Source organism: Citrobacter cronae (genome assembly GCF_016893685.1).
Lineage (GTDB): Bacteria > Pseudomonadota > Gammaproteobacteria > Enterobacterales > Enterobacteriaceae > Citrobacter > Citrobacter werkmanii.
The window spans coordinates 702,015-727,634 of the sequence record NZ_CP069763.1; the positions used below are offsets into that span (position 1 = coordinate 702,015).

General features: G+C 53.3%; 22 protein-coding genes. 11 read left to right on the top strand and 11 right to left on the bottom strand.

The features are described from left to right. Window positions 1-97 precede the first annotated feature (97 nt). Genes aaeB through aaeX form a run of 3 tightly spaced genes read right to left on the bottom strand, consistent with a single transcriptional unit; the run spans window position 98 to window position 3,214 of the window. Window positions 98-2,065: a p-hydroxybenzoic acid efflux pump subunit AaeB gene (gene aaeB / locus JSN25_RS02955; RefSeq protein WP_038634345.1), complete on the bottom strand. Its 1,968-nt coding sequence runs from the start codon at window positions 2,063-2,065 to the stop codon at window positions 98-100. Window positions 2,066-2,070: 5 nt separating this feature from the next. Beyond that, entirely contained in the window at window positions 2,071-3,003 is a 933-nt protein-coding gene (aaeA, locus tag JSN25_RS02960) for a p-hydroxybenzoic acid efflux pump subunit AaeA (RefSeq protein WP_038634348.1), read from the bottom strand. Between the two features lie 7 nt (window positions 3,004-3,010). Then, window positions 3,011-3,214 (bottom strand): p-hydroxybenzoic acid efflux pump operon protein AaeX, encoded by a 204-nt coding sequence (gene aaeX, locus JSN25_RS02965; RefSeq protein WP_003025177.1) that lies wholly within the window; start codon window positions 3,212-3,214, stop codon window positions 3,011-3,013. A 184-nt stretch (window positions 3,215-3,398) separates the two neighbouring features. Here aaeX and aaeR point away from each other — a divergent pair, with 184 nt between their 5' ends. Next, window positions 3,399-4,328: an HTH-type transcriptional activator AaeR gene (gene aaeR / locus JSN25_RS02970; protein ID WP_038634351.1), complete on the top strand. Its 930-nt coding sequence runs from the start codon at window positions 3,399-3,401 to the stop codon at window positions 4,326-4,328. An 84-nt stretch (window positions 4,329-4,412) separates the two neighbouring features. On the opposite strand, the gene tldD is transcribed toward aaeR, so the two are convergent. The 7 genes from tldD to mreB all read right to left on the bottom strand — a co-directional run bounded on the left by tldD (window position 4,413) and on the right by mreB (window position 14,596). Continuing rightward, the gene (gene tldD, locus JSN25_RS02975; RefSeq protein WP_038642897.1) at window positions 4,413-5,858 is read right to left on the bottom strand and encodes a metalloprotease TldD; all 1,446 of its coding nucleotides are present in this window, start codon (window positions 5,856-5,858) and stop codon (window positions 4,413-4,415) included. Between the two features lie 146 nt (window positions 5,859-6,004). Continuing rightward, window positions 6,005-9,805: an AsmA2 domain-containing protein YhdP gene (gene yhdP, locus JSN25_RS02980; protein WP_204525432.1), complete on the bottom strand. Its 3,801-nt coding sequence runs from the start codon at window positions 9,803-9,805 to the stop codon at window positions 6,005-6,007. A 110-nt stretch (window positions 9,806-9,915) separates the two neighbouring features. Then, window positions 9,916-11,385, bottom strand: coding sequence for a ribonuclease G (gene rng / locus JSN25_RS02985; protein ID WP_038634356.1), 1,470 nt, complete (start codon window positions 11,383-11,385; stop codon window positions 9,916-9,918). Further along, the gene (locus JSN25_RS02990; protein WP_085048629.1) at window positions 11,375-11,968 is read right to left on the bottom strand and encodes a Maf family protein; all 594 of its coding nucleotides are present in this window, start codon (window positions 11,966-11,968) and stop codon (window positions 11,375-11,377) included. Before JSN25_RS02990 ends, rng begins: the two co-directional genes overlap by 11 nt. A gap of 8 nt (window positions 11,969-11,976) precedes the next feature. Next, complete coding sequence (mreD, locus tag JSN25_RS02995; RefSeq protein ID WP_038634362.1) at window positions 11,977-12,465, bottom strand: rod shape-determining protein MreD; 489 nt, start codon at window positions 12,463-12,465, stop codon at window positions 11,977-11,979. Then, window positions 12,466-13,488 (bottom strand): rod shape-determining protein MreC, encoded by a 1,023-nt coding sequence (gene mreC / locus JSN25_RS03000; RefSeq protein ID WP_042311343.1) that lies wholly within the window; start codon window positions 13,486-13,488, stop codon window positions 12,466-12,468. It abuts the gene before it with no gap. A 64-nt stretch (window positions 13,489-13,552) separates the two neighbouring features. Continuing rightward, window positions 13,553-14,596, bottom strand: a complete 1,044-nt coding sequence (gene mreB, locus JSN25_RS03005; RefSeq protein WP_000913396.1) for a rod shape-determining protein MreB — start codon at window positions 14,594-14,596, stop codon at window positions 13,553-13,555. Here mreB and JSN25_RS03010 point away from each other — a divergent pair. Then, complete coding sequence (locus JSN25_RS03010; protein WP_154050627.1) at window positions 14,574-14,894, top strand: hypothetical protein; 321 nt, start codon at window positions 14,574-14,576, stop codon at window positions 14,892-14,894. The genes mreB and JSN25_RS03010 overlap by 23 nt on opposite strands. Window positions 14,895-14,902: 8 nt before the next feature. Here the strand turns inward: JSN25_RS03010 and csrD are convergent, their stop codons facing one another. After that, on the bottom strand, window positions 14,903-16,843 hold the full coding sequence (gene csrD, locus JSN25_RS03015; RefSeq protein WP_085048627.1) for an RNase E specificity factor CsrD: 1,941 nt from the start codon (window positions 16,841-16,843) through the stop codon (window positions 14,903-14,905). A 225-nt stretch (window positions 16,844-17,068) separates the two neighbouring features. Here csrD and acuI point away from each other — a divergent pair, with 225 nt between their 5' ends. The 9 genes from acuI to JSN25_RS03060 all read left to right on the top strand — a co-directional run bounded on the left by acuI (window position 17,069) and on the right by JSN25_RS03060 (window position 25,567). Then, a complete protein-coding gene (acuI, locus tag JSN25_RS03020) occupies window positions 17,069-18,043 on the top strand; it encodes an acrylyl-CoA reductase (NADPH) (protein ID WP_204525433.1) in 975 nt (324 codons plus the stop codon). A 119-nt stretch (window positions 18,044-18,162) separates the two neighbouring features. Continuing rightward, window positions 18,163-19,167, top strand: coding sequence for a protein-methionine-sulfoxide reductase catalytic subunit MsrP (gene msrP, locus JSN25_RS03025; protein ID WP_159121493.1), 1,005 nt, complete (start codon window positions 18,163-18,165; stop codon window positions 19,165-19,167). Then, a complete protein-coding gene (gene msrQ, locus JSN25_RS03030) occupies window positions 19,168-19,767 on the top strand; it encodes a protein-methionine-sulfoxide reductase heme-binding subunit MsrQ (RefSeq protein ID WP_087856909.1) in 600 nt (199 codons plus the stop codon). Window positions 19,768-20,159: 392 nt separating this feature from the next. After that, window positions 20,160-20,630, top strand: a complete 471-nt coding sequence (gene accB, locus JSN25_RS03035) for an acetyl-CoA carboxylase biotin carboxyl carrier protein (protein WP_003025210.1) — start codon at window positions 20,160-20,162, stop codon at window positions 20,628-20,630. A gap of 10 nt (window positions 20,631-20,640) precedes the next feature. Continuing rightward, complete coding sequence (gene accC, locus JSN25_RS03040) at window positions 20,641-21,990, top strand: acetyl-CoA carboxylase biotin carboxylase subunit (RefSeq protein WP_003828838.1); 1,350 nt, start codon at window positions 20,641-20,643, stop codon at window positions 21,988-21,990. Between the two features lie 107 nt (window positions 21,991-22,097). Beyond that, complete coding sequence (locus JSN25_RS03045; RefSeq protein WP_159121492.1) at window positions 22,098-22,340, top strand: YhdT family protein; 243 nt, start codon at window positions 22,098-22,100, stop codon at window positions 22,338-22,340. Then, complete coding sequence (gene panF, locus JSN25_RS03050; protein WP_110496710.1) at window positions 22,330-23,781, top strand: sodium/pantothenate symporter; 1,452 nt, start codon at window positions 22,330-22,332, stop codon at window positions 23,779-23,781. The genes JSN25_RS03045 and panF overlap by 11 nt, the downstream gene beginning before the upstream one ends. Window positions 23,782-23,792: 11 nt before the next feature. Beyond that, complete coding sequence (gene prmA / locus JSN25_RS03055; protein WP_085048622.1) at window positions 23,793-24,674, top strand: 50S ribosomal protein L11 methyltransferase; 882 nt, start codon at window positions 23,793-23,795, stop codon at window positions 24,672-24,674. Between the two features lie 161 nt (window positions 24,675-24,835). Beyond that, complete coding sequence (locus tag JSN25_RS03060) at window positions 24,836-25,567, top strand: carbonic anhydrase (protein WP_233638428.1); 732 nt, start codon at window positions 24,836-24,838, stop codon at window positions 25,565-25,567. The last annotated feature ends 53 nt before the right edge of the window (window positions 25,568-25,620 follow it).

The window sequence follows — 25,620 nt, forward strand, 5'->3', positions numbered from 1 at the left end:
CCAGTCACTCTACGGACCACCAATATGCAGGGCCTCCCGCATTTCAGGTAAGTATAGCCATAAAAAAACCGACGCTTCTGGCATCGGTTTTTTGTGCTTAATTGCTGGTCAGCGCGTGCTGGTATTTGTGTAGCATCCCACTGAGTCGTTTTACCGGCTCGGTCACCTGTGGAGGGGCTTGCCAGATGATTAACTTCTCCTGATAGATCTCAAGCTCTTCCAGCAACTGGCTAAAGTAGCGGCGGCGTTTATCGTCATTTCCTGCTGAAATCACATGATCGGCGGTGCGACGCAGCTGGCGATGGAAGGCAGATAAATCCTCATTTACCGGTACCGGCGCATCGCGCAGACGCTGATGCGCGATAATCATCGTCAGCGCCAGGCGAAACTTCGCCAGGTCGCCGGGAAATTTGTTCATCAGTAAAAACAACTGCTGATAAAGCGCCGGAAGGTGGTTTTCTTTACGACGAACCACGTTGGTAGTCATTGCAGAAACCGCCGCGGAGACAAACTGGTTGAGTAACACGCGACCAGTTCTGTCCCGCGAGTTATCACGCACCAGCAGAATGACGATAAACGCCAGCACACAACCAACAATCTGCCCCAGCGCACTGTCAAGAAACTGGCTAAAGTGGAAGGTCATCGGGTTATCCAGCACGATGATATTAATGGTGCTGGCCAGCGCGCCCATCGATCCCAGCCGTCGTTTCTGCACCTCGATTCCCAGAAAGAATCCCAGCACGGCCAGGCTCAGACACAACAACAGCATACTTTGCTGCGTATTGGGGATAATCACCAGAAAATAGAGCGCTCCGAGTGGTAATGCCGCCAACGTACCGTAGATAAAATCTATCGCCACCATCCGAGGGTTAGGCAGGCGCATTGCCAGCGAGGTGACAACCGCAATCATCACCATCGCGCCGCTGCCGGATGTCCAGCCGGTCCACAGCCAGAATAAGGTGCCCAGCACACAGGAGAGCGTGGTACGCCAGAAGTTGACCATCGCATGGTGACGCTCGGCGGACTCCACTTTCACTACCGGCTCGCCTTGCAGGATCTCTTCTTCCGTCGCGCTAATTTTTGTATTACTCACCACACCGCGTTTCAGTAGCAGGTAGCGCGTCGCCGCACCTGCCCAGCTATAAATCGTTACCGGTGTTTCACGTTCGCCAGTCCAGACAATAACCCGACGCATCCGCTTCAACTGTTTATGGACATCCTGCACCGTTTCAACCGGCGTATCGAACAACTCGCGGAAGGTGTCGGTGATAAGTTCCGGGCGGGTATTTTGAATAAGGTAAGTTTCACAGGACTGAGTAATAAGCGTGAGCGACAGCGTGTTTAATGCTTTGAGTCTGCGATTAGCACGCACCCAACGTGAAGACTCCATATTGAGGTTGCTGCGCATGCCCTCCAGCGCCGCCGTTCGGCGGACTAAATCGCCCCAGGCTTTGTCCACTTCTTCACTGTCGCCATGCTTTATACACAACTGCATAAGCTGATACTGCGCCACCAGCAGGCTGTCCAGTTCGACATCAATTTCCTGTTTCACCGAGCGGGGCGAAAAGAGCAGATCGGCAACAATGGCGCAGACAATCCCCATCACAATCTCGCTGCAACGCTCAAGTGCAAATTGCGGTGTCAACAACGGTTCAGCCTGGATAGTAATGACGATGATCAGCGCCGTATAACCCGAAAGCCCCCAGGCATAGGAATTCTCGATCTTCACCAGCGACGAGATCCAGGTACAAAAACCGGCCCAGATACAACACACCAGGATCATCAACAACGGAGCGCGGATCATGCTGATAATAATGATCAGGGCGGCAATACAACCAATAAATGTGCCGACGATACGCAGCATCCCGCGGTAGCGGATGGCGCCTGAATAGGGTTCCCCACCGGCGGCAAAAGCCGGGCCTGCTGCCACAATTGCCGCGGTCAACACCGCCCAGCGCGGAGTCTCAAGCTGAAAGTGAAAACCAACGAACAGCGCCAGGACAATTGCGCACGCCAGTTTTACCGCGAAGCGGATATGCTGGTTAGCAATGGAAAAAATACCCATCGCAATTAACCGAACTCGCGCAGGCGGTGCGCCATTTTACGGAAGAAGGATTCCTGACTGGCATCGCGATCCTGCTTGCCGGTGATAACAACGGTAGCCGTCGTCCCGGCTGGCCACAGGGTCCCCTGCTGCTCATCAAGACGAATGCGCACCGGTACACGCTGTGCCAGACGGACCCATTCAAGATTGGAATCAATGGTCGCCATACCTTTTGCATCTCGCGTGCTGCTGGCATTCGTTACGCCAGCCGCCACGCTATCAACGGTACCCTTCAACACATTATTGCTACCAAGCGGGGTAATTTCAGCGCGATATCCAGGGCGTACGCCTTCCAGCTTGGTTTCTTCCATATACGCCAGGACATAGAACGAGTGCTGTTTTACCAGCGCTACCGCCGTGGAGCCACGGGTAATAAATTCGCCGCTGTAAACATTCAGGTTAGTCACCCAACCATCCGCTGGCGCACGAATAACGGTACGTTCAAGATCCAATTTTGCCAAATCGCGGGTCGCTTGCGCCTTCGCCAACTGGTGTAATACGGTTTGCAGTACGTTGTTAGACTGATCAATCTCTTCACGAGACATGGCCTGCACGCCCAGACGGTTACGACGACCGGCTTCCTGACGTTTTTCCTGCGCCAGAACCTGATAATAAGAGACGTCGGCTTCAGCCTGTTCGAGGGCTTTTTTATAGCGCGGCTGGTCGATGGTAAACAGCACCTGATCCTTTTTCACCAGTTGGTTATCATGGACGTTAACGTTGGAAATAAGACCCGCAACGTCCGGCGCAATGGCGACGACATCAGCGCTGAAACGCGCATCACGCGTCCACGGCGACTCGGTGTAGAACACCCATGCGCGAAAAATAGCAATGAAGGCCAGAATGACCAGTACGAGAGTCATGGCCGTACGGGAGAGTTTTTTTGTTAGTGTTTTCACTTCAACCTCAAACGAACAGGCGCGTTATTAAATAGAACAGGCAGCAATACAGCGCGGTGTTAAACAGAGCCGGATGCCAGACAAAATCATAGATGCCAGTTGGAACCAGCACCCGGCGCACCAGCCAGAAAATCGCCAGTGACAAAAGCAATTCGAAAAAAATCGGTGGGAAGGACAGACCAAACACCACGATAACGGGAAACAGACTCATGTTGACCTTGGTAGCTTAAGAGAGTGCAGGTGATAGATTTTCTAGCGTATGTCACCGCAGAGAAGGGCAAGGATGAGCCAGGCGAGAGCGACATAGCCGTTATTTGAATAATAATATATTAACGTAACTGTTATGCTGTTATCTATATTATGTGATCTAAATCACTTTTAAGCCAGAGTGAATAATGGAACGATTAAAACGTATGTCGGTGTTCGCCAAAGTTGTCGAACTGGGCTCCTTCACTGCCGCTGCAAGACAGCTGCAAATGAGCGTTTCATCGATAAGCCAGACCGTCTCTAAACTGGAAGATGAACTACAGGTCAAGCTGCTAAACCGCAGTACGCGCAGCATTGGGCTAACCGAAGCCGGTAAAATTTATTATCAGGGCTGCCGTCGAATGCTGCACGAAGCGCAGGATGTGCATGAGCAGCTGTATGCCTTTAATAACACTCCTATCGGCACATTGCGTATTGGCTGTTCTTCAACCATGGCACAAAATGTCCTCGCCGGGCTGACGGCGAAAATGCTGAAAGAGTACCCCGGCCTGACGGTAAATCTGGTCACCGGCATCCCGGCACCGGATTTAATTGCTGATGGCCTGGACGTGGTCATCCGCGTCGGCGCGTTACAAGACTCCAGCCTGTTTTCACGTCGTCTGGGAGCCATGCCGATGGTGGTCTGCGCCGCTAAAAGTTATCTCGCCCAGTTTGGCGTTCCGGAAAAACCTGCCGATCTCAGCAATCACTCATGGCTGGAATATAGCGTGCGCCCGGATAACGAATTCGAGCTTATCGCCCCGGAGGGGATCTCTACCCGCCTGATTCCAGAAGGGCGCTTCGTCACTAACGATCCGATGACGCTGGTGCGCTGGCTGGCCGCAGGCGCGGGTATTGCCTATGTACCCTTGATGTGGGTGATCAATGAGATCAATCGCGGCGAGGTGGAGATCCTGCTTCCCCGCTACCAGTCGGATCCACGTCCGGTCTATGCGCTGTACACCGAAAAAGACAAACTGCCGCTTAAGGTTCAGGTAGTGATTAACTATCTGACGGATTATTTTGTCGATGTGGCGCAGCTGTTTCAGGGAATGTATGGTCGAGGGAAAGAGAAATAAAGAGTCCAGGCCGGATAAGGCGTTGACGCCGCATCCGGCAAGATGCCCGATGGCACTGACGCTTATCGGGCCTGGATCATGATGCTATGCGGTGCCGCCGACCGTCAAATTATCGACCTTCAGCGTCGGCTGGCCCACGCCCACCGGCAGGCTTTGCCCTTCTTTACCGCAAACGCCTACGCCGTTATCCAGTTTCAGATCGTTACCCACCATCGAAATTTGCTGCATCGCTTCGATACCGGAGCCAATCAGCGTCGCGCCTTTCACGGGTTTGGTCACTTTACCGTTTTCAATCAGATACGCTTCGGACGTTGAGAACACAAATTTCCCGGAGGTGATATCCACCTGACCACCGCCGAAGTTCGGCGCATAAATGCCGTATTCGACGGATTCAATGATTTCCTGCGGCGTGGATTTGCCCGGCAGCATATAGGTGTTGGTCATCCGCGGCATCGGCAGGTGCGCGTAAGATTCACGGCGTCCGTTACCCGTTGGCGCCACACCCATCAGGCGCGCATTCAGTTTGTCCTGCATGTAGCCTTTCAGAATACCGTTTTCGATCAGCACGTTGTACTGTCCCGGTGTACCTTCGTCATCAATAGCCACGGATCCACGACGGTCCGCCATTGTGCCATCATCCACTACGGTACACAGTTCTGACGCGACCAGTTCACCCATATGACCGCTAAATACCGAGGTGCCACGGCGGTTAAAGTCGCCTTCCAGACCATGGCCGACCGCTTCGTGCAGCAGAACGCCAGGCCAGCCAGCGCCGAGTACCACCGGTAACGTACCTGCCGGCGCGGCTACTGCGGACAGATTGACCAGCGCCATGCGCACAGCCTCTTTCGCCCACGCGTCGGCACGAACGTCACCATCGAGATCGCCGAGGAAATAGTCATAACCAAAGCGACCGCCGCCACCGCTCGCGCCGCGCTCACGTTTACCGTCTTCTTCGACCTGCACGCTGACGGACAAACGTACCAGTGGACGGACATCCGCGGCCAGCGTACCGTCGGTCGCCGCCACCAGAATCAGCTCATAAACACCGGTCAGGCTGGCGGTCACTTCCTGAACGCGCTTGTCAGCAGCACGCGCAACGCGGTCAACGCGACGCAGAATATCCAGTTTCTCTTCGCGGCTCATGCTTTGTAACGGATCGACCGAAGTGTAAAGCGCCTGATGCTCTACCGCACCCAGCGTTTTTACTTTGCCATCACCACTGTCGCGCACAATAGTCCGGGCAGCATGCGCACTTTGCTCCAGCGCCAGCAGGCTAATCTGGTCTGCATAGGCAAACCCCGTTTTTTCGCCGCTGATGGCACGTACGCCAACACCCTGATCGATATTGTAAGAACCATCTTTAATGATGCGATCTTCTAAAACCCAGGATTCGTGATAGCTCGACTGAAAATAGAGATCGCCGTAATCGAGACGGCGTTCGGCCAGTTGGCCCAGAATGGCAAACAGATCCTGATGTTTCAGGCCATTCGCCGCTAGCAATTGTTCACTTACCAGGTTCAGACTCATCGTTTTGTTACTCATTTAATTCTGCCGGATGGCGGCAAAAACGCCTTATCCGGCCTACGTTGTTAGGCTACTGTAGGCCGGATAAGCGCTGCTCCATCCGGCAATACTATGTACTGAGATTGGGGCAATTACTTGCCCCCGTCAAATCATTGCTGGCTTTCTTTGCGCGGCTGACGCAGAACTTCGTTAATCTGCGGCTTATCAACCGGACCGGTGATACGGTAACGCAGAATCGAAACTTTACTCCACAGCGGCCCCAGAACCTTACTGGCGGCAAACACCGCCGCGCCGACAATCGGGTTGACGGCAAATGCGGCGGCAACCCCAACGGTGGCAGAAATTTCAGGCGCGACAACCGCTTCCATATCCAGTTCGCGGCGTACCAGATTCACCGAGCCTTTCATCGCGATGTCAGCTTCCAGACCGTCCACCAGCGTGTCGTCGGTATGCATCACACCATCCTTAATCCACGCCGTGCTGCGAATGGAGTCGAAATAGAAGCCTTCACTGAAGGTATCGCTAAAATCAAAGCGCAGTTTACGTAGCAACGCGTCAAAGCTTAACAGGCGTAACAGTTGCCCCGCATGTCCGGTACTGAGTTCGGTAAGCTCACCTTTGCCCAACCGGGTGCGCAAAATCCCATTCAGCGACGCTTCATCCGGATCCCACGGTGGATTACGCCAGTGCAGGTCGTACTCCACATTGAACGAAGAGTTACGAATCGGCGTCGATACGCCAAAGAAACCGGCGGCAGAGTCAATTTTTTTGCCGTTAAGTTTTCCCTTCAGTGACGTACGCTCTTTACCCGGCACATTCACCCATTCACCATCGGCAGTCAGTCTGGCAAAGCCGGTATCCAACAGACCGTTGCTCAACGAGAGCGTATCGCCTTTGATCGCCACATCGGCATCAATACGTCCATATTTCTGTCCCCACAGCCAACACTCTGCACAGCGGAGCTGAACATCCGGCCAGCCACGGAAGCTGACGTTATTGATGGTAGAGAAAGGCGACGCTGGCGCTGTGCCGGGAGACGGCTTTGCGGCGCTCGGGTTGTAATAGAGGTATTTAATGTTCGCCAGCCACGGGGCGTTATTGCGCATAGCCAGCGTGGCGTTGATCTCACGCCCCTGCGCCTGCACGCTGGAACCGTTGCCCGAAGGCTCAGACACAATACTTAAATTGTTCCACTGCTGCCCCCCCAGGGATAACGATGGCGTACGTACCGTGATGCGTTGCGGGAAGTTGGCGTTCGAGCCAACGTTATCCGCAGCGCCTTTCTGGAACAATGCCAGCCATTGCGCGCCGTCCATAGGGGGAAGATTGAGCTCAATGCCTTGCTGATCGGGTAACGCGGGCACGGTGCGGCTTTCCGACGTCCAGATAGCGCGGTCAAGGGTCAGCTTCTGATTCAGCAGCCAGTGGCTGTTGAAGTGATTCTTGCTCCCTGCGTTGCCGGTGAGATCAAAGCTGCGCAGATTGCCGTTGGCCTTCACGTTTACCGGCAGCGCCTCACCGGCCGCCTTATTCAGTGGAGCAGGTAAGTGACTACTTACATTCTTCAGGTCACTCTTTAACGCAATGTCGTAGGTCGCCCCGGCATGATACGGAAGATTGATACCCACCTTGCCATTCCACGCCATACTGCCGCTTAACGCATCGTTCACCTGCGTCGGCAAAATCCCCATACGGTTTGGCTGCCAGTCGCCTTGCAGATTCACCGCCACCTGATAGGCTTTGACCCCTTCGGTAGTGGAAAAATCGACGTTCAGCGGCTGATTAAACCAGTTTGCCGTCATCGGCTCGCTCTGCAGATCGCCGTTCACAAAGCTGAATTTACCGGTCAAATTCTTCAACGTGCTGTCGAGCGGTTTAATAAACAGACTGTTATTACGCAGATTGACATCACCTTTGGCCGTAACCAGCGAGCCATCCAACGGGATATCGAGATGTAAGCGAGCATTCACATCGCCATCAATCTGCAACTGCTCAAGCGTGGCGCCAAGAGAATCTTTTAGCGGCGTATCATCAAAATAAGGTCCAACCGCTTTTCCTGGCCCGTTGATGTCGGCATCAATCAGCAGCTTTTCTTTTGCATAGTCGGGAATATTGGCCGTCAGATTGCTGGCTTTTACGCCGCCTAAATTAACGCCATCCGTTTTCATCCACAGACCGTCATTAATGAAGTTCAGTTCAATATTGAGGTCAGTCAACGCAGGCCAGTCGGGCTGAAAGGCGAATTTAGCATTGCGTAACGGCACCAGGACCTGAAACTGCCCTTCATTATGCAGATACGGGAACAAATGCGGGTTGCCGCCATACACCAACGTGGCATTATCCGCTTCGCCGCCCTGAATCGCGCCGCTGAGGTAGTCAACCAGCTCTTTGCCCATCAGATTTTCCGGGAAGTAGCGCCAGGCCTGAGAGCCGTCATCAGTACTGATCCCCGCCAGAATGCCTAACCATGGCTCGTCACCGGTCGGTTGCAGATAGCGAAAACCACCGCGCGCATGTACCGCTTTCGCTTTGACATCAATATTGCGCCCATCTAACTGAAAACCTTTATCATTCTTCAGCCAGCTTAGCGTCGCCACGCCGTTTTCTATTTCCAATGGTGCGCGGAAGACGCTCTCATACGGCATGCGGGCTTGCTTGATGGAGGCGGTAAGCGCACCATTTTCCACGCTGCCCGAAAGCGTACCGGAGAAATGCTCCGCCCCCGGTAACAACTTCCACTGTTTCCAGGCCAGATTGGTCCACGAGGACTGGAAACGGGTCTTTTCTGTTGCCTGTAATGGGATATCCAGCGCCAGCACATCAATTTTGCCGCTTGGCTGCGTGGCGCGCCAAATATCCCCCAGCGCTGGCGATAACTTAGCCGCCATCGGGCGCAGCCCTTCTAATCCAGCCAGCTCCAGATTGCTGGCGCGAATGCGTAGCTCGTCACTGCGCTTGTTATTCTCACCACCGACTTCCTGCTCAGGGATCCAGGCCAGCGTTAACGCCCCGCTTGGCCAGGGTTTATCATCCATGGTGATACGGGTATCGGGAATAGAGAATTGCCAGCCCGGCTGTTCGCGGCTAATGTGCGCCGTCAGGTTATCCACGGAGAGCGTATGCGTGCGGTTGTTACCCAGCCAGCTGGCGCCGCCTTTCTTCAGCCAGACATCGCCTCCGGAAACGACGCCTTTATTGATCGTCATCCATGCTTCCAGGCTAAAACGCGCGGTTTGCAACGCGACATTATCCTGCATCCATTTGCCCAGCCACGGTTTGACGTCAATGTCGTCTGCCTGCAGCCAGACCCGACCATTATTCAACAGCCCATTGTCGTCGCGCAGATCCATGCGCACCTGCATAACGCCATGTTGACCGGTCAGACTGGAGAGACTGACCTGCCCCTCAGCGCGATGCCGGTTTTTACCGTTCAGCCAGGTAAGCTGTGGGATCGCCAGTTCAGCGCGCTGGCCTGAGAGGGTTAAAAAGCTGATTTGACTGTCGCGGAGATCGAAATGATCGAACTGACGCAGGAAGAGATCGCTGAGGTGACCCGCTTCAATTCCATCACCGCTTTCACTACTCTGGATAGGGGTATTGGTGCGCAACTGCAATTGCCAGAAGGTGAGATCGCGAAACTGCCAGCGCATGTGCAGTAAACTTTGCCAGACATCCAGCGCTAACGTGACGCGTTTTACCGAAAACTCACCGCCGTCTTTGAGCTGCGCGTGGATATCACGCGCTTCAAGCGTAGGGCCGAAATTTTGCCAGTTGGCGGATAGCTGGCTGGCGGTAACGGGCAGGCCAGTCGCGGATTCAATCTTACCGAGAATGGCCGGACGCCAGCTATCAAGATGAGGTAGCGCAAGGCGCAGTCCACTAACCATCAGCGCTGCAATGACAACGAATGCGGCTCCAGTGAGCAGTAATATCCCCGGCAATCGCCTCACGCGCCTCTCCTTGTCTGCAAAAAAATGTGACTCACACCCCTTGAGTGTATATTGCCGGATGGCGGCGCTTGCGCCTTATCCGGCCTACATGCGCTGGTGCTACTACTCAATTACATCATTACGACGTCGAACTGCTCCTGGTTATAGAGCGGTTCAACCTGGACTTTGACCTGTTTACCCACAAAGATTTCGACTTCCGCCAGCGCATGCGACTCTTCGCCTTTCAGGGTTTCTGCCACTGCCGGAGATGCATAAACCAGGAAGCGATCGGAGTCGTATGCATGGTGTACGCGGACAATCTCGCGCATGATTTCATAGCATACGGTTTCCACCGTTTTCACGGTACCGCGTCCATGACAGGTAGGGCACTCATTGCACAGCACATGCTCCACGCTTTCACGCGTGCGCTTACGCGTCATCTCCACCAGGCCCAGCTGTGAAAAACCGTTAATGCTGGTTTTTACGCGGTCCTTGCTCAGAGCCTGCTCCAGAGAGTGCAACACCCGGCGCCGATGATCTTCATTATTCATGTCGATAAAATCGATAATGATAATGCCGCCCAGGTTACGCAGACGCAGCTGACGCGCAATGGCCTGCGTTGCTTCAATATTAGTATTAAAAATAGTGTCGTCGAGATTACGATGTCCAACAAACGCGCCGGTATTGATATCCACGGTGGTCATCGCTTCGGTTTGATCGATGATCAAATAGCCGCCGGATTTCAGCTCAACCTTGCGTTCCAGCGCGCGCTGGATTTCATTCTCAACGTCAAAGAGATCGAAAATAGGCTGACGTCCGCTGTAATGCTCCAGCTTGCTGGTCATCTCGGGAATGTACTCCGCCGTAAATTCCAGCAACGCCTCATAGGTCAGGCGAGAGTCGACGCGGATCCGATCAAGCTGGGCATCGGCAAAATCACGCAAAACGCGCTGCGCCAGCGCAAGTTCGCCATACATCTGGTAGCGCGTTTGCGGACGTTTTTTGCGCTCCATGACTTTCGTCCAGACGCGCTTCAGGTAGGCAGCATCCGAGGCCAGATCCTCTTCGCATACGCCTTCCGCCGCTGTACGAATAATAAATCCGCCCTGCTCATCACAGTAATCGGCTACCACTTTTTTCAGACGTTCACGTTCGCTTTCGCTTTCGATACGTTGGGAAACGCCAACGTGCGACGCGCCCGGCATAAAAACAAGATAACGGGAAGGCAGCGTAATGTCCGTCGTCAGGCGAGCGCCCTTAGTACCCAGCGGATCTTTTACCACCTGTACCATCAAATCCTGGCCCTGGCGAACCAGTTCAGAAATGTCGCGCACGGTGAACTGTTTTTGTTCTTCACCGGCCACGCATTCGGTGTGTGGCATGATGTCTGAAGCGTGAAGAAATGCGGCTTTATCCAGTCCAATATCTACAAAAGCCGCCTGCATACCCGGAAGTACACGACTTACACGACCTTTGTAGATATTGCCTACGATTCCACGTCGCGCCTCACGTTCAATATGAATTTCCTGCAGAATACCGCCATCAATGTAAGCCACCCGTGTTTCCGATGGCGTTACGTTTACCAACAATTCAGCCGTCATGTTTATCCCTTTGCTCACGCAGTGCGTTAAAATTGGTCAGCAACTCATACGTTTCTACCAGCGGTAAGCCGACTACGGCGTGATAGCTGCCATTTATCTTCCTGACAAAACAGCCACCCAACCCTTGAATACCGTATGCACCTGCTTTATCCATTGGTTCACCGCTGGCAACATAACCCGCGATGTCCTCATCGGTGAGTGCTCTGAATGTCACTTCCGTCACCACCAGACAGTCCAGACTGTGCTGGCGATCGGCCAATGCCACGGCGGTCATGACCTGATGCGTGTTGCCCGACAGCTTACGTAGCATTGCGGCGGCATGGGCGGCGTCGTGCGGTTTTTCCAGCACTTCACCGTTAAGAATAACAATGGTATCCGCACCCAATACCGGCAAATCACGCTGCGCCAACGCAACGCCAGCCTGCGCTTTTTCGCGCGCCAGACGAGAAACGTACTGCTGCGCGCTTTCCTGCGGGTGCCGCTGTTCTTCAATCCCAGGAACCAGCCGTTCAAACGTGATACCGAGTTGAGCGAGCAGTTCCTGACGACGTGGAGAACCTGAAGCAAGATACAGAGTATTCATATCAACCTTTATTGCACCGCAAACTGCTGACGGATTTTACGCATCAGTAAGAATAGCCATGGCCAGAGCACACCATTCACTACACTACTCCAGAACACTTCAGGTCTGAAAGAGACATTGATCACTAAAAACTCGGCCCAGAAAACAATAATATCCACGACCAGTGATAACAACACGACCACCAGCGCCTGTTGCCAGAGCGCGAGGTTGCGGAATAGCTGGAATTTCAGCGCGACCAGATAGGCAATGATACTCATCGACAAGGCCCGCACGCCAAGCGTGGAACCGCTAATGAGATCCAGTATGGCACCCACCACGAACCCTGTGCCCACATTTACGCGATGCGGTAGCGCCAGAATCCAATACAACAAGATGAGCAGCACCCAGTTTGGCCGGAAAACAAGAATGTCATCCGGCCAGGGCATAACTTGCAGCAACAGTGCAATAAGGAACGAAAGCCAAATAACCCAACGCCCCTGGCTACGATAGCTTGCCACTTACTGTCCTCCCGGCTTACGCGGAGCAGGTTGTGGCGGCGTGGTGTCCGTAGGTGCGGTAGTGACGCCTGTAGCAGGTGCCGGTACTGGCGCAGGCGGCCCCATGGCATCTGGCGCAGGCAGAACTTGCGGCATCATTTGCATCAAACGTTCATTGGCAACACGGTGTACTTCTTCCGGCGTCATCGGATTGGCGCCGTTACGATCGGCTCCCCACAACAGCAGCAGATAGCGCAAACGCTGCAAACCCGCGGTCGGACGAGCCTGAATGACGGTATAAGCACGCTGAGTGTCCAGCTTAACGGAAGAAACAACAGCAACCGGATAACCTTCCGGGAAGCGTCCACCCAAACCGGAAGTCACCAGCACATCGCCAACGCGAATGTCGGTGTTCGCCGGCAGATGTTCGAGCTGAAGATCGTCCGTACAACCGTTGCCCGCAGCAATGACGCGAATATCGTTACGCAGAACCTGGATTGGCAGAGCATGCGTTGCATCGCAAATCAGCAGTACGCGGCTGGTCAGTTTTGCTACCGCAACGACCTGACCCACTACACCTTTGTCGCTGATAACTGGCTGACCTTCGTAGACGCCGTTAACGCTCCCTTTGTCGATCACGACCTGATCGCTGTATGGGTCATTAACCGTTGAGATGACCTGCGTCACCATCTTTTGTTCGTCCTGACGCAATGGCGATCCCAGCAGCTCGCGCAAACGCGCGTTCTCCTGTTTATATTGCCCCAGCATCAGCAGCTCGCTATTTTTCAGCAGCAGTTCCTGACGCAGCGCCCGGTTTTCAAGTTCGAGTTGGTCACGCGAAGCCAGCGTTTGCGACACGCCGTCGAGTAATTCACGAGGACCATTAGAGATAAAGTAGAAAGGACTGACGGCGGTATCCATGTACGTTCGGATTTGACTAAACGTACCCAGGCGGCTGTCGGCAATAATAACGCCGAGCGCCACCAGCACCGCCAGAATAAGGCGAATCTGTAGCGACGGGCCACGGCTAAAAATTGGCTTCATAGTCTATGCGTATTCTCGTATCAGAGCGGAAGGGCAACCCGCGGGCCACCCTACCTGCGTCCGATTACTCTTCGCTGAACAGGTCGCCGCCGTGCATATCGATCATTTCCAGTGCTTTGCCGCCACCGCGCGCCACGCAGGTCAGCGGATCTTCAGCAACAACAACTGGAATACCGGTTTCTTCCATTAACAGACGATCAAGGTTACGCAGCAGCGCACCGCCACCGGTCAGCACCATACCGCGCTCGGAGATGTCTGACGCCAGCTCTGGCGGACACTGTTCCAGAGCAACCATTACCGCGCTCACGATACCGGTCAGCGGTTCCTGCAGCGCTTCCAGAATCTCGTTGGAGTTCAGGGTAAAGCCGCGTGGAACACCTTCTGCCAGGTTACGGCCGCGTACTTCGATCTCGCGGACTTCATCGCCCGGATAAGCGGAACCGATTTCGTGTTTAATACGTTCTGCGGTGGCTTCACCGATCAGAGAACCGTAGTTACGACGAACGTAATTAATGATGGCTTCGTCGAAGCGGTCACCACCAATACGTACGGAAGAAGAGTAAACCACGCCGTTCAGGGAGATAACGGCAACTTCAGTGGTACCACCACCGATATCCACAACCATTGAGCCGGTTGCTTCAGAAACTGGCAGACCCGCACCAATCGCGGCCGCCATCGGCTCTTCGATCAGAAAGACTTCACGGGCGCCTGCGCCCTGAGCGGATTCACGGATCGCACGGCGTTCAACCTGGGTTGCGCCAACCGGTACACACACCAGTACGCGCGGGCTTGGGCGCATGAAGCTATTGCTGTGCACTTGTTTGATAAAGTGCTGGAGCATTTTTTCAGTCACGAAGAAGTCAGCGATAACGCCGTCTTTCATTGGGCGAATTGCAGCGATATTGCCCGGCGTACGACCCAGCATCTGCTTCGCATCATGACCTACTGCAGCCACGCTTTTCGGCGAACCGGCACGATCCTGACGAATGGCCACAACAGAAGGCTCATTCAATACGATGCCTTGTCCTTTTACATAAATAAGGGTATTCGCGGTACCCAGGTCAATGGACAGGTCATTGGAAAACATGCCACGAAATTTTTTCAACATACTAAGGGATAATCCTGAAAGCTGGGGCGGAAAACAAAATCCGCTTACTTTACCAACCACACGCAGCAGCGACAAGGCGCAAAAATCATCTGCTACGGTGAAAATTAGTGCAGTTCGTTTCCTTTGTTACAAAACCGGCCTGAGTCCATCAGGGCTGAAAAAATCAGCAGCATTCCTCGCTTTTGTTTGCAACCTGTCAAAGGTCATTCACCTGCATGTTTGCTGTTACAACCTGGCGAGCAGACAAGCACACCCCCAGAAGGCACAGCGCGCGTTATTCTACGTGAAAACGAATTAAACGGCAGGTTAAACCGAATATCTTTGCGAATATTTTTTCACGTTAGTGTCAAGTGGCTGTGATGCGGCAAAAAAATCCCCTTGCCCACCAGCAACTCCGCGTTCCGTCAGCGTATGCCACTCGCTACGCGAACGAACTCCCGTGGCATAAACCTGCGTTGGCGTGCCTGAACAGGCCTCCGCCAGGCTTTGAACCAACAGTTGGTTTTCGGTTCGCTTATCAATATTCCTCACCAGGCTTGGATGCAGCTTCAATAACTCAACGTTAAGCTCTTTAATCCAGCTGGTGCTCACCAGCGTTAAACCGGCCTGCGTAACGGCGATCCGTACCCCTAGCGCATCCATCAATCGGATGACGGGCTGTAATCGGCTGATATGTTGACAAACATCTGCCTCAGCAAGTTCAATAATTATGCGTTTGCGTAGTGATTTTTCGCACTGCATCAACGTATCACGCAGCCAGCGCTGAAAACGTGGGCGAATTAGCGATTCAACCGTTATCTGCATCGCCAGGCTTTCCTGCGGCCAGTAGCCCAAAAGCAGGATCAGACGACTTAACTGTAAACGGTCATACTCTTCAGCCAGGCCAAACTGCAGCACCATCGGCATATATTCCGCCGAAATAACCTCTTCGCTGCCATCAAAAATACGGCACATCAGTTCCCGGTGGTGTACCCGTCCTTCACGCGTTACCGCAGGTTTTTGATATATTCTCGGCCCGCCCCGGCTGAGCATCTGTTCAATCAGCGTCCGCCAGCGCACGTTGCCCCGGCCTTTTTCCGGCAGGGAGTCATCATAGACCGACCAGCTGTTCCCACCCTGCAGGACCGAATTCCGGGTGGCGGCCTCAGCATGATCCATCACCTGTTCCGTCGACTGACCACTGCGGCAAACGCAAATGCCAATATGAACCATATCGGCACGATCGATCATTTTATTAGTCGGAAGCGCATCGACCGCTTTTAATAATTGCCCGGCGATGCTTTCGGCTTCTTTCAGCGTGCGATGTGGCAACAGGATGGCAAAATCGCTACGGTGGTAGCGCGCCAGCAATGCCCCCGGATAACGCGTCATAAACGTCGACAACAAATTGATTAGCGTTGAAATTTGTTCTTCCGCCAGGGTGATTCCCCAGCTATCTCGCAGCAGAGTAAAGTCCGGCAGACGCACCATCATCACGACGCCATGCGCTCCCACCTTTTCTTGATCTTCCAACAGCGTGGCCAACTGGTTATCAAAAAACAGACGGTTACTCAGCCCGGTTTTTGTATCCTGCGCAACATAGGAACGAATCAGGGTGTCCAGTCGGCTGCGTTGCTCGCGGGCATTTTGAATTTCAGTCAGCAACATATCGAGCGCACTGCTGGTGCGCGCTGGCCATTCATAGACCGTTCCTCGTACATTCGACCCGCGTTCACCGTTCAGAATACGCGTGGAACGAATCTCCAGTAACTCCTGGCCTGAAAGCTGACGCTGAAGCCAGCGTACCGACAAAAAGAGCATCAGAATAATAAACGCAATGGCCAGTGTGAGCGGCGCGGTAGTCAGTAGCGAATGGAAATAGTTGCCCATCGGATCCTGATAAACCAGGCGAACTGACATGCCCGGATGCTTGACCAACGGTACGGTGATGTCGCGGTAGAGGTTGTTCGTTCCTGCCGGACGGTAGCTGCTGGTTCGGGAGTGGTCATACACTATATGCTCCCCTTGCAGCAACTCGATACGCACGATATCAACAGAAACCATCAGTTCATCGATTTGCGGCGTCAGCGAAACGAAATCGCGGGAGACAAGATGTGTATCAATCGCCGTCGCCACCGCCTGCACTCGCGTAGTGAACTTATATTGAATAGCGTTGTAGAAACTCAGCGAGCAGCCAATCAGAGTCACAAAGATCGTTAACCCAGTAAGCAGCGTGACAAAAGCTGAGAATTTCGTCGTTAATCGCATCCTTGTGTTAACTCCGACAGTTATGAAACAGGTGTGAAAGAGATAAAGCGACTCGAAAATGCAAAACTGAACGCAAAATCCGCCAATTTATGCAAACTGTGGGGGCATACTACCAAATCAGGTATATCTGGCAATTTATTGCGCAGAATCGGCATCATGTTTTGATTAGCGAGTATAGTCTTCATTAACAATTTTCCAATCCACTATACGAATTGAGGACAGGTTATGCAGGCTTTGATCTTAGAACAGCAGGACGGAAAAACCCTCGCATCCGTTCAACCCCTCGACGAAAACCAGCTCCCGGAAGGCGATGTAACGGTGGATGTCCACTGGTCGAGCCTGAACTATAAAGACGCCCTGGCTATCACTGGCAAGGGTAAAATCATCCGCAACTTTCCGATGATTCCTGGCATTGATTTCGCCGGTACCGTGCGTGCAAGCGAAGATCCCCGTTTTCATGCGGGTCAGGAAGTCTTACTGACCGGCTGGGGTGTGGGTGAAAACCATTGGGGCGGGCTGGCTGAACGTGCGCGCGTCAAAGGCGACTGGCTGGTAGCGCTGCCGCAAGGGCTGGACGGGCGCAAAGCGATGGTCATCGGCACCGCCGGTTTTACCGCCATGCTGTGCGTCATGGCGCTTGAAGATGCAGGTATTCGCCCACAAGACGGTGAGATTGTCGTCACTGGCGCCAGCGGCGGCGTGGGCAGCACAGCCGTGGCATTACTGCATAAGCTGGGCTATCAGGTTGCGGCAGTATCAGGCCGCGAAAGCACCCACGACTACCTGAAGAGCCTGGGCGCTAACCGTATTCTTGGCCGCGATGAGTTTGCTGAATCTCGCCCGTTGGAAAAACAGCTGTGGGCCGGTGCAATTGATACCGTTGGCGATAAAGTGCTGGCGAAAGTCCTGGCACAGATGAACTACGGTGGCTGCGTAGCCGCCTGCGGCCTGGCAGGCGGTTTCGCGCTGCCGACCACCGTTATGCCATTCATTCTGCGTAACGTTCGTCTGCAAGGGGTGGAATCGGTGATGACCCCGCCGGCACGCCGCGCGGAAGCCTGGGCGCGTTTAGTTAAAGATCTGCCGGAATCGTTCTATGCTCAGGCCGCCACGGAGATTACGCTGGCGGATGCGCCGAAGTTCGCCGATGCCATCATCAATAACCAAGTGCAAGGCCGTACCCTGGTGAAGGTGAAATAACAGGCACCAGCGCAGAAATTTACACTTAACTAACGAAATTTCGCGGCATATATAGAGACTCCCTGCCATATTAACTACGCATCCCCTGTCTGTCATGATGCGTAAGCCGGGAGTCTGTTATGAAGAAATTACGTCCATTTACAGAAGCCGACGTCACCGCCGAGTCGGCTTTTTTTATGCAGCGCCGTCAGGTACTGCAAGCATTAGGGATCAGCGCTGCCGCGTTGTCTTTGCCCCTCTCTGCACAGGCCGACCTTCTGAGCTGGTTTAAGGGTAATGACCGCCCTCCGGCGCCTGCGGGTAAGCCGCTTAATTTCAGCAAACCCACCGCCTGGCAAAATTCGCTTCCTTTAACGCCAGCGGATAAGGTTTCTGGCTACAACAACTTCTATGAGTTTGGTCTCGACAAAGCGGATCCAGCGGCCAACGCAGGCAGTCTGAAAACCGATCCGTGGAACTTGAAAATCACTGGTGAAGTCGCAAAACCCCTCACTCTCGATCATGATGCGCTGACCACCCGTTTCCCATTGGAGGAGCGGATTTATCGGATGCGCTGCGTGGAAGCCTGGTCAATGGTGGTGCCGTGGATTGGCTTTCCATTACATAAACTGCTGGCGCAGGTTGAACCCACCAGCAACGCAAAATATGTCGCTTTCGAAACGCGCTACGCCCCGGATGAAATGCCTGGTCAGAAAGATCGCTTTATTGGCGGCGGGCTGAAATATCCCTATGTTGAAGGGTTACGCCTGGATGAAGCGATGCATCCACTAACCCTGCTTACCGTAGGGGTTTATGGTAAGGCCCTTCCGCCGCAAAATGGCGCCCCCATCCGCTTAATTGTGCCGTGGAAATACGGATTTAAGGGCATAAAGTCGATCGTGAGTATCAAACTTACGCGCGAACGCCCCCCAACAACGTGGAACCTGGCCGCGCCTAATGAATATGGGTTTTATGCCAACGTGAATCCGCATGTCGATCACCCCCGCTGGTCCCAGGCCACCGAACGTTTTATTGGCGCTGGCGGTATTCTGGACGTACAGCGTCAATCCACGCTGTTGTTTAACGGTTATGCCGAAGAGGTTGCTTCCCTGTATCGTGGTCTTAATCTACAGGAGAATTTTTAAGTGCGTCTGACTGCAAAGCACATTACCGGGCTGAAAGTTTGCCTGCATCTTGGCGGGTTTTTGCCGTTAATCTGGCTCTTTTGGGCGGTAAATCATGGCGGTTTGAGCGCCGATCCGGTCAAAGATATCCAGCACTTTACCGGTAGGACAGCTCTGAAATTCTTACTGGCGACCTTGCTGGTCTCTCCACTCGCGCGCTACGCTAAACAGCCATTATTGATACGCACTCGTCGCCTGTTAGGGCTATGGTGTTTCGCCTGGGCGACGCTGCATTTAACCAGCTACGCGTTACTGGAACTGGGTATTCATAATCTGGCGCTGTTGGGGCGGGAATTCATTTCGCGACCGTATTTGATGTTGGGTATTGTCTGTTGGGTCATATTATTTGCTCTCACCTTAACGTCCACGCAATCTGCACAGCGAAAGCTGGGTAAGTATTGGCAATTTTTGCACAACTTCGTCTATCTTGTGGCGATCCTGGCACCCATACATTATCTGTGGTCGGTTAAAATCATCTCCCCTCAACCGATTATTTATGCCGCACTTGCTGCGGTGCTGTTAGCCTGCCGCTACAGGAAGTTTCGCCAGTGGTGGCGGTAGTTTCACGATATGTGCAGTACGTTGCAAAACACGGACGATCCGATTTTCTTTACATGTTAACGGTTGATTATCTTCCCTGATAAGACCAGTATTTAGCTGCCAATTGCTACGAAATAGTTATAATGTGCGCCTTTGCTATCCCCGGTAGCGTTTTTACGGCGCGGAAAGGGTGACAATCGCATATTGAAGGTATATTTTGTCTTTTACCCGAAAATGACAGAAGATAGCCGCACAATGACTAACAAGTCTGGCAATCTCATGTAATGGCATCAGCACCCAGTGCAACGCCAGAGATGCGTGGCATCTTGTCACTCACTGTTATAAAAATGCTATACAGACGGCGGTAAAACGCCTGTCACAATCTCACTAAACAAAGAGTACGGAACCCACTCATGGATATTCGTAAGATTAAAAAACTGATCGAGCTGGTTGAAGAATCAGGCATCTCCGAACTGGAAATTTCTGAAGGCGAAGAGTCTGTACGCATCAGCCGTGCGGCGCCAGCTGCAAGTTTTCCAATGATGCAACAGGCTTATGCTGCACCAGTGATGCAGCAGCCAGCTCTGTCTAACGCTGTCGCACAAACTGCCTCTCCAAGTATGGAAGCTCCGGCAGCAGCGGAAATCAGTGGTCACATCGTACGCTCCCCAATGGTTGGTACGTTCTACCGCACCCCGAGCCCGGATGCGAAAGCGTTCATCGAAATCGGCCAGAAAGTGAATGCGGGCGATACCCTGTGCATCGTTGAAGCCATGAAAATGATGAACCAGATCGAAGCCGACAAATCCGGCGTCGTTAAAGCGATTCTGGTAGAAAGCGGTCAACCGGTAGAATTTGACGAGCCGCTGGTCGTCATCGAATAACGAGGCGAACATGTTGGATAAAATTGTCATCGCTAACCGCGGCGAGATTGCCTTGCGTATTCTTCGTGCCTGTAAAGAACTGGGTATCAAGACTGTCGCAGTGCATTCAAGCGCGGATCGCGATTTAAAACACGTATTGCTGGCGGATGAGACGGTCTGTATTGGCCCGGCTCCGTCCGTAAAAAGCTATCTGAACATCCCGGCTATCATCAGCGCCGCTGAAATCACCGGCGCGGTGGCAATTCACCCGGGTTATGGCTTCCTCTCTGAGAACGCCAACTTTGCTGAGCAGGTAGAACGTTCCGGCTTTATCTTCATCGGCCCGAAAGCCGACACCATCCGCCTGATGGGCGACAAAGTGTCCGCGATTACCGCGATGAAGAAAGCTGGCGTACCGACTGTCCCAGGCTCTGACGGCCCGTTGGGCGATGACATGGACGCTAACCGCGCTCATGCTAAACGCATCGGCTACCCGGTTATCATCAAAGCCTCCGGCGGCGGCGGCGGTCGCGGTATGCGCGTCGTGCGCAGCGATGCCGAACTGGCGCAATCCATCTCCATGACCAAAGCGGAAGCGAAAGCGGCTTTCAATAACGACATGGTATACATGGAGAAATACCTGGAAAACCCACGCCACATCGAAATTCAGGTGCTGGCAGACGGTCAGGGTAACGCGATTTATCTGGCAGAGCGTGACTGCTCCATGCAGCGTCGTCACCAGAAAGTTGTCGAAGAAGCACCAGCGCCGGGCATTACTCCGGAGCTGCGTCGCTACATCGGCGAGCGTTGCGCCAAAGCGTGCGTGGATATCGGCTATCGCGGTGCGGGTACTTTCGAGTTCTTGTTCGAAAACGGTGAGTTCTACTTCATTGAAATGAACACCCGTATTCAGGTTGAACACCCGGTAACCGAAATGATCACCGGTGTTGACCTGATCAAAGAACAACTGCGCATCGCAGCGGGTCAGCCGCTGTCTATCAAGCAGGACGAAGTTGTGGTTAAAGGCCATGCGGTAGAGTGCCGTATCAACGCCGAAGACCCGAACACCTTCCTGCCGAGCCCGGGTAAAATCACGCGTTTCCACGCGCCGGGTGGCTTTGGTGTGCGCTGGGAGTCTCATATTTACGCAGGTTACACAGTACCTCCGTATTATGACTCAATGATCGGTAAGCTGATTTGCTATGGCGAAAACCGCGACGTCGCTATCGCCCGCATGAAAAACGCCTTGCAGGAACTGATCATCGACGGCATCAAAACCAACGTTGATCTGCAGATCCGTATCATGAATGACGAGCACTTCCAGCATGGTGGAACCAATATCCACTACCTGGAGAAAAAACTCGGACTTCAGGAAAAGTAAGCAAGCGTTAACCGAAAAGGCCGGAAATTCCGGCCTTTTGTTTTTCTCCCCTCCCATAGGTGCCATAAGGTACAATCCCCGCTTTCTTTATCCACAAGGGACAAAAAATGGACGCTCGTTTTGTTCAGGCCCATAAAGAGGCGCGCTGGGCGCTGTGGCTGACCCTTTTATATCTTGCCGCATGGTTAGTGGCCGCTTACTTACCAGACTCATCTCTGGGTTTTACTGGCCTCCCGCACTGGTTCGAAATGGCCTGTCTGCTGACGCCATTGGTTTTCATCATACTGTGCTGGGCGATGGTGAAGTTTATCTATCGCGACATTCCACTGGAGGATGATGATGCAGCTTGAAGTTATTTTGCCGCTGGTCGCCTATCTTCTGGTGGTTTTCGGTCTCTCTGTTTACGCCATGCGCAAAAGGTCGACCGGCACCTTCCTGAATGAGTATTTCCTCGGCAGCCGCTCTATGGGCGGGGTCGTGTTAGCCATGACGCTAACGGCAACCTACATTAGCGCCAGCTCGTTTATCGGCGGCCCGGGTGCTGCTTATAAATACGGGCTGGGGTGGGTTTTGTTAGCAATGATCCAACTGCCCGCCGTCTGGCTGTCGTTGGGTATTCTCGGCAAAAAATTCGCCATTCTGGCACGCCGTTATAATGCGGTTACCCTCAACGATATGCTGTTTGCCCGCTACCAAAGCCGCCTGCTGGTGTGGCTGGCGAGCCTCAGCCTGCTGGTCGCGTTTGTCGGTGCAATGACCGTACAGTTTATTGGCGGCGCGCGTTTGCTGGAAACCGCAGCGGGTATCCCTTACGAAACCGGCCTGCTGATTTTTGGCGTCAGTATCGCGTTATACACGGCGTTCGGCGGATTTCGCGCCAGCGTGTTGAACGACACGATGCAGGGCATGGTGATGCTGATTGGGACTATCGTACTGCTGGTCGGTGTCGTCCATGCCGCTGGTGGTCTCAGCAATGCGGTAGTCACTCTGCAAACCATCGATCCTAAACTGGTCTCGCCGCAGGGCGCTGATGACATTCTGTCCCCCACGTTTATGACTTCATTCTGGGTACTGGTGTGCTTTGGCGTGATTGGCCTGCCGCATACGGCGGTGCGCTGCATCTCCTATAAGGACAGCAAAGCGGTACACCGTGGAATTATCATTGGCACCATCGTGGTGGCTGTCCTGATGTTTGGTATGCATCTGGCCGGCGCGTTGGGCCGGGCGGTGATCCCTGACCTGACGGTACCGGATCTGGTTATTCCCACGCTAATGGTAAAAGTCTTGCCGCCGGTAGCAGCCGGGATCTTCCTCGCCGCGCCCATGGCCGCGATCATGTCGACGATCAATGCCCAATTGCTGCAAAGTTCCGCTACGATCATTAAAGATCTCTATCTGAACCTTCGCCCGGAACAACTGCAAAATGAAACACGGCTGAAACGCATGTCGGCAGTGATCACTCTGCTGCTGGGCGCGTTACTGCTGCTGGCCGCCTGGAAGCCGCCAGAGATGATTATCTGGCTTAACCTGCTGGCGTTTGGCGGGTTGGAAGCCGTCTTCCTATGGCCGCTGGTGCTGGGCCTTTACTGGGAGCGGGCAAACGCGGCAGGCGCACTGAGCGCAATGATTGTCGGCGGCATACTTTATGCCGTACTCGCTACTTTTAACATTCAGTACCTGGGCTTTCATCCGATTGTGCCCTCGTTACTGATAAGTTTGCTGGCTTTCCTGATCGGCAACCGTTTCGGTTCCGCCGTTCCGCAAGTCGCCATATTGACTACTGATAAATAAAGAGTTTTGCTATGCCATGGATTCAACTGAAACTGAACACGACCGGTGCAAACGCTGAAGAGTTGAGCGATGCGCTGATGGAAGCGGGCTCCGTTTCCATTACTTTCCAGGATACGCATGATACGCCGGTATTTGAACCTCTGCCGGGCGAGACTCGCCTGTGGGGCGATACCGACGTTATCGGCTTGTTCGATGCAGAAACCGACATGAAAGAAGTCGTTGCGATTCTGGAGCAGCACCCACTACTGGGTACAGGCTTCGCGCATAAAATCGAACAGCTCGAAGACAAAGACTGGGAACGCGAATGGATGGACAACTTCCACCCGATGCGCTTTGGCGAACGTCTGTGGATTTGCCCAAGCTGGCGCGATGTCCCGGATGAGAACGCCGTCAACGTGATGCTCGACCCGGGTCTGGCGTTTGGTACCGGTACTCACCCAACCACCTCTCTGTGCCTGCAATGGCTGGACGGTCTCGATCTTAACGGTAAAACGGTTATCGACTTTGGCTGCGGATCCGGCATCCTTGCCATTGCGGCACTGAAGCTGGGTGCAGCGAAAGCGATTGGTATAGATATCGATCCGCAAGCGATTCAGGCCAGCCGTGATAACGCCCAACGTAATGGCGTTTCTGAGCGTCTGGAACTTTATCTGCCTAAAGACCAGCCAGAGTCGATGAAAGCCGATGTGGTGGTCGCCAACATCCTTGCTGGCCCATTACGTGAACTCGCACCTTTAATCAGCGTGCTGCCCGTTGAGGGCGGTTTGCTGGGGCTTTCTGGTATTCTTGCCAGCCAGGCGGAAAGCGTCTGTGAAGCCTATGCCGACCTCTTTACGCTCGATCCGGTTATCGAGAAAGAAGAGTGGTGTCGCATTACCGGACAGAAAAAATAATCCCTTCCGGCGTGGTTATCCGACCACGCCATTTTCAGACAACAGACCAGCATACTGATACTTTACCCAACGATATAATAACTAATTGATTTTTATATTTTTTGTTAAGTAAACGCATGCACTTCAATCGTTTTACAACAATTTTACTGGCAGCATGCTTAATGCCCCTGAAGACGCTGGCCGTGCCATGGGGCTATACCGGAGAAACCAGCCCTGCGCAGTGGGGCAAAATAAGCAAAGAGTATGCAACGTGTCAGACGGGTATCAACCAGTCACCCGTTGATATCCAGACCACGACAACCAGCAAACTCGGCCTGCCCGCGCTCAATTTACAATACATTGATGGCCCGACAAGATTTCGCAGCATTAACCATACGCTGCAGGCTACAATGAGCTCCTACGCCCCTAATTTCATTGAAATTGAAGAAAAGCTCTATTATTTAAAACATTTTGATTTTCACGCTCCAGGCGAACATACCCTCAACGGTAAAATCTATCCACTGGAGCTGCAGTTGACCCACAAAAACCAACATGGTGATATCGCCATTGTGGCGGTCATGTTTGACATTGGTGAGCCTAACCAGGCGATTCAAAACCTGTGGGAGTCCTTTCCCACCATGGAGGGCAACAGCATGCCCATTTTTTCGCCCGTCGATATCAACCAGCTTCTACCCGACAACAAGACCTACTGGCTCTACAGTGGCTCGATAACAACGCCTCCCTGTACTGAAGGCGTCACCTGGGTTGTCCTGAAAAAGCCTGTGGCCCTTTCCGCCGAACAGTTAGATAAATTTCACTACATTGTTGGGCCAGCGAACAATCGTCCACCGCAGCCGCTGAATGAACGCACGATTACGGACAGCAATTCAGGTGGCACCGAGATCCTGTACTAAAATGAGGTAACGATCACACAATAGCGAGGTAATTTGCTGATTAATTCAGCAGA